The sequence below is a fragment of the Streptomyces sp. PA03-1a genome (assembly GCF_033792805.1).
Classification (GTDB): Bacteria; Actinomycetota; Actinomycetes; order Streptomycetales; family Streptomycetaceae; genus Actinacidiphila.
Genome location: NZ_JARAVO010000439.1, coordinates 1 through 2,761 on the forward strand (window position 1 = coordinate 1; position 2,761 = coordinate 2,761).

General features: G+C 75.0%; 4 protein-coding genes. 2 read left to right on the plus strand and 2 right to left on the minus strand.

Annotated elements, in window-relative coordinates:
• A partial coding sequence (locus PV341_RS44590; RefSeq protein ID WP_500360966.1) for a hypothetical protein occupies nucleotides 1-408 on the minus strand: 408 nt, incomplete at its 3' end.
• 113 nt (nucleotides 409-521) lie between these two features.
• A complete protein-coding gene (locus PV341_RS44595) occupies nucleotides 522-1,298 on the minus strand; it encodes an SDR family oxidoreductase (protein ID WP_500360968.1) in 777 nt (258 codons plus the stop codon).
• A gap of 34 nt (nucleotides 1,299-1,332) precedes the next feature.
• On the opposite strand from PV341_RS44595, the gene PV341_RS44600 reads away from it, so the two are divergent.
• Nucleotides 1,333-1,647, plus strand: coding sequence for a 4a-hydroxytetrahydrobiopterin dehydratase (locus PV341_RS44600; RefSeq protein WP_500322217.1), 315 nt, complete (start codon nucleotides 1,333-1,335; stop codon nucleotides 1,645-1,647).
• 630 nt (nucleotides 1,648-2,277) lie between these two features.
• Nucleotides 2,278-2,761: alkaline phosphatase D family protein (locus tag PV341_RS44605; protein WP_500360970.1), on the plus strand; the 484-nt coding region annotated here is incomplete at its 3' end.

The following is a 2,761-nucleotide window of genomic DNA, read 5'->3' on the forward strand; positions in this document are numbered from 1 at the left end:
CGCCGTCCCGGACGGGGACGGCGCGGCCGCCGCCCCCGCCCGGAGGAAGCCCGCCGTCACCGGGGGTGCTGCGGCCTGGTCGGCCGGTACGTCGAGTTCCCCCGTCCCCGAGGAGCCCGCGTCGTCCGGCGCTGTGCTCGGCACCCCCGGCAGCGGCAGCAGCGTCTTCGGCGCGATCGGCGTCGCGCCGGAGAGGCTGAGTGCCAGCGCCGCCGTGTAGACGGAGCATGCCGCGCCGACCAGCCAGCCGGCCCTGCGTACTGCACGGGCCCGTCTCCCGCTGGAATCGACGAACACGGGGCCGGGCAGCGCTATCAGCTCGGTCTCCGGCTCGGGGGGCCCGGCCTCGGACCCGACATCGTCTGCGGGCGTTTCTGACCATACGTCGCGGTGGTGCTTGGAGAGCATGCCGCAACGTAACGCGACGCAAGCAGTCCTATGGGACGTATTTCGGACTTGACCATTTCCGTGGGTGAAGTGGTCGAATTCGGCCGCGGGTGGCTGTGGCCCCCGCTGCGGCGTCAGCCGCGGCCGATGTACGGCATCGTCGTCGCCATCACCGTCGCGAACTGCACGTTCGACTCCAGCGGCAGCGCGGCCATGTGCGCGACGGTGCGGGCCACGTCGGCGACGTCCATCCGGGGCTCGGTCATCAGCCGCCCGTCCGCCTGCAGGGTGCCGGCCGCCATCCGCTCCGTCATCTCCGTGGCCGCGTTGCCGATGTCGATCTGCCCGCAGGCGATCCGGTACGGACGGCCGTCCAGTGACAGGGACTTCGTCAGCCCGGTGACGGCGTGCTTGGTCGCCGTGTACGCCACGCTCAGCGGCCGCGGCGCGTGCGCGGAGATCGACCCGTTGTTGATGATCCGGCCGCCCTGCGGCCGCTGCGCGCGCATCGTCCGGAAGGCGGCCTGCGCGCACAGGAACGCGCCGGTGAGGTTGACGTCGACGACGGCACGCCACTGCTCGAACGTCAGCTCGTCCACCGGCACGGCGGGCGCCCCCATCCCCGCGTTGTTGAACAGCAGGTCGACCCGGCCGAAGCGGGCGCCCACGGCGGCGAACAGCGCGTCCACCGCCTCCGGGCGGGTGACGTCCGTCGGGATGACCGCCACCGCCGCGTCCGGCAGCCCGTCGGCGGTCCCGCGCAGCGCCTCCTCCCGCCGGCCGGCCAGGGCCACGGCCCAGCCCGAGGACGCCAGTTCGCGTGCCACCGCCCGCCCGATGCCCGACCCGGCCCCGGTGACCACCGCGACCCGGTGCGCGGTGCCCGTTCCATTTCCCGCGATCTCAGTCATGGCTCCGCAGGGTATGCGGTGCCACGATGAAACCATGTCACCCTACGCCGACCCCCTGTCGCACAAGGAGATCGAGGACCGCCTCGCCGAGCTGCCCGGCTGGTCCCTCTCCGAGGACGGCGCGAGCCTGCTGCGCACGTACCGGCTGCCGCACATCCCGGCGGCGGTCTTCGTGATGCACATCGCCCAGATCCAGGACGAGCTGAACCACCACAGCGACCTGACGCTGGGTTACCAGTCGGTCGCCGTCTCCGTCACCACGCACGCGGCGGGCGGCCGGCTCACGGAGCGGGACTTCGGTCTGGCCCAACGCATCGAGGCCATCGCCCCGGCCCACGGGGCCGCGTAGCGGCAGGCCCGCGCGGGCGCGAGCGCCCCGCGGCGTGCGGGCCGGTGGGTGGTGTTGCCGGCGCGAGGCGGGGCGGTGGCGGCGGTGCGAGGGCCCGGGCCCGGGTGTGACAGGGGGCCGTATCGGCGGGTGTGCGCCCACGTGGTGTCCTGGTGGATGCCCTGATGACGGCCGGTCAAGCCGAGCGCAGACGCTTCGTGGCGTGCGGGCCGGTGGGTGGTGTTGCCGCGCGAGGCGGGGCGGTGGTGGCGGGCGGCTCGGGTCCGGGTGCGGCAGGGGGCCGTATCGGCGCGCGTGCGCCCGGTTAGTGACAGCCACAGGCCTTGACGGGCCGTCACCCCGTTGGCGGGGATGCGACCCGTGCGTGCCGTGTCCCCGGTCGGGGTGATCTTGATGGGCTGCCGGGGCGGGGGCGGGGCGCCCCCGGCTGCACACCCTCTGCCGTCCGGGAGCTTCCCGGACGGGGGGCTTCGCGTCGCGGGGGCGAGATGTCCCGGTTAGGGTGGCCGTTCCGGGTCGCGGAGCTGACGCGGCGTCAACAACGGACAGGGGCACCGTGGGCCGAACGGGGGGTTCCGGGAGTCCGTGTGCGCGACCGGGGCCACGCAACCCACCGCCAGGGAGGGACACGTGACGCACCCGCAGGCCCGCAGCCGCCATGACCGCACGCTGCGCGCCGCGGCGGCGCTGCTCGACCGCCGCCGCTTCCTGACCGTCACGGGGGCCGCCGCGGCCCTCGCGTTCAGCACGAACCTGCCCGTCGCCGGTGCCGCGCAGGGGGCCGAGGCGCCGCCCGGGGCGCTGGCCGGGGACCCGTTCACGCTGGGTGTCGCGTCGGGCGACCCCACGCCTTCGGGCGTGGTGCTGTGGACCCGGCTCGCGCCGCGCCCGTACGAGCCGGCGCCGGGCGACGGACTGCCCGAGGCCCGCGTGCCCGTCCGGTGGGAGATCGCGCGGGACGACCGGTTCGCGCGGGTCGTCCGCCGCGGTACCGCCCTGGCGCACCCGGAGTTCGGCCACACCGTGCACGTCGACGTCCAGGGCCTCCAGCCGGACCGGGTGTACTACTACCGCTTCCGCGTGGGCCCCTGGATCAGCCCCCCGGGCCGTACCC